Genomic DNA, 2829 nt, shown 5'->3' with positions numbered 1-2829 from the left:
AGTTGCTGAAAAAGATGGTAAGTCTACTGATAAAGCTGAAGTTGCTGAAAAAGATGGTAAATCTACTGATAAAGCTCCAGCTCCAACTGAAGCACGCCGTTCAACACGTACACGTCGAGCTACTTCAGAAAATAAACGTGAAGTATCAAATTGGAGTGAGTTTGTTTCAGCCTTAGAGGATGGAAATGTCAACGAAATCACTGTAAATGGTGATGTCGTTGCTCAAGGTGATAATGGAAACACAGATGGCCGAAATCCTGGTTCTGTAGACCGTAGAACTACCATTAGTGCACCATCACGTCCAGTTACTATCCAAGGTAAAAATGAAAACGCTCGTCTTGAACTTTTGTCACACACTTTGGAGTTGACAGGAGCTAGCTGGGAACTAAATCTTAAAAACCTTAAAATAGCGACTGCTAATTCTAAAGGTCCAATTGATTTATCAAGAACTAGCGGTTCAAATACTGTTACCTTTGAAAACGTGACAAGTGTTGGGTCATCACTTTATGGTGGTGGTGGTAACACAAATGTCGTTATCAAAGGGAATACAACATCAACAGTAAGTGACAGTTACCAAGCAGCAAACGGTCAAACACAATACGTACAACGTAATGTTGGCGCGGTTGGCCGTTCAGATCAACGTCGTGAGTCAAATATTCACGATGCCAAATCTGTAACAGTTGCTGAGGGAGCTAGTTTAACGCTTAATCGCTCTTCTCAAGGGGATGCTATTACTCTTGAAAGTGGAGCTAAAGTCAGTGTAAAAGATAAAGGTAGTCTTACTATCAACATGAACACTGACAACCGAACTGATAATGCTCGCTACCATAATGCTGGTATTTTCATGGCTGATAGTGGTACCGTAGAAACTGGTAAAGGCTCTAAGTTAGTCTTAAATACTAGTATCGGTCAAGGTATTTCAATTGGTATAGACCGTCCAGGGGATGGAGTTAACGATAAGGATCGTTTCGGTGGTTACGGTGCAGGTAACCATGGTCGTAAAAATGGCCCTAGCCGTGTTCTTATTGGTGAAGAAGGTACCTTTGAGTTTAATGGCCGTGATGGGATTATGATGGGTAATAACTCAGAACTTGTCACAGGTCAAAATTCAAAAGTTCGCTTTGAAAATAGAGGACGCGGTGTAGCACTTGATTTCGGTAATGATTCAAGAGTGACTTTTGGTAAACATTCGACAAACACCTTCCATTCAGATGGTAAAGGTAAGAACGGTGGTGCACCTTCTGGTAGTTACGATGGATATAACTATATCGGTCTCAATGAAAATGGTAAGATCTTAGTAGATGACTTCGCAACTTTCCGTGTGCAAATGGACAATCGTGGCAACAATGACTGGGATGATGTTATTTCACTTGGTTCTCAAAATGGCCGAAAGGATCAACCATTATTCCAGGCTAATAAGGGGTCTATCGTAGATATCCGAGATGATAATACCAACTTCTATGCGGAGTTGATTTCCGTAGCCTTGGGTTCAAGTAAGAATACTGTCTTCCAGTTCAATAACCCACTTTATGTATCCTTCATGAGATATACAAACTCACAAGGTCTTTCAGCAGGGGAAATTACTGGTAAATTACCATTATCTATTCCTCAAGGGAACAACCCACAGGATATCGGAAAAGGGAACATCCTTTATATCTCAGATAAATCACAACAATCTGGAAACAGAATCGAATTTAACGGTCCAGCTAGTCAAAACGGTGGCTCTACGGTTGGAACTTATACCGTCTATTCTATGAATAGAGATGGTAAGGATAGCCAAACAAAAGATAAACAAAGTTCTGTTTGGACTAATATTCAGGGCGGTTCACTGCCAATCGCTGGTTTCCAAAGTGGAAAACCAGATATTCAACCTGCTAACGCTACATCTGTTCCAACAGGCTCTTCTTCTGGTGGGGTAAGCGCTACAGATAGAACCTATGGTATTGACCCTGTTGGTGATAACCGTCAAAACATTTGGGTTTCAAATGGTTCGAAAATCAACCCGACTGGTGTTCATAAAAATATCATCAAATATGTCTACGAAGATGGAACTCCAGTTGAAAAAGATGTTATTCAGTCATCAAATTGGAACCGTACTTTGGATGTCTCAATCGACAAAGAAGGTTTCGAAAACATTTTGAGAAATTCAAACGTTAGAAATGGTGATGAATTCTTAGCAGCTTATAGTAAAGCGAAGTATCACATTTCTGATATCGATGGAGATAACATTGCTGATACAGGTTGGAAAGCTGATGGAACAAATTCAGGTATCTATAATTATGGAACCATTGCTTCGCCAAAAATCGAAGGCTATAAAGCAGAAATCAAGTCAAGTAATGTTCCAGGATTAGTAGCTGGGGCTAATGCTGATTCAGTTTCTGTTTCATATGATTCAAGCAATGCACCAGAAACGCTTATTGATGTTCAAGCAGGTAAACGTACCGTTTCAGAAACTTATTGGCGCAATATTGTAGCTAACTCTGATTTGGGTACATACGAAACAGTCGTTGTTTATAAGAAAGTAAAACAAAAAGCTATTGTCAAATACATTGATACAAGTGCTAATAATAAGGAATTAGCAAAAGATGAAGTTGAAGGTAAATCTGGTGAAGCCATTGACTACTCAACTGAAGCTAAGATTGCTGATTTTGTTAATAAAGGTTACAAACTTGTAGAAGATGGTTTCACAAACTCAACTGTAGATCAAAAGAAATTTGATGACGACGAAAACATTGATCAAGAATTCGTAGTTAAATTAAAACACGATGTAACTCCAGTTGGACCAAACGATCCACACAATCCAACAGATCCAATCAATCCAAATGATCC

At 39.3% G+C, this 2829-nt stretch carries 1 protein-coding gene; it reads left to right on the top strand.

All coding sequences use genetic code 11. The features are described 5' to 3' along the window. The coding region (locus ADM33_RS11445; protein ID WP_049503396.1) for a mucin-binding protein at window positions 1-2829 on the top strand (2829 nt) is incomplete at both ends.

This window comes from Streptococcus oralis (genome assembly GCF_001075875.1).
Taxonomy (GTDB): domain Bacteria; phylum Bacillota; class Bacilli; order Lactobacillales; family Streptococcaceae; genus Streptococcus; species Streptococcus oralis_I.
Note: the sequence above shows the minus strand (reverse complement) of the source record. Positions and strands in the feature narration are given on the sequence as shown.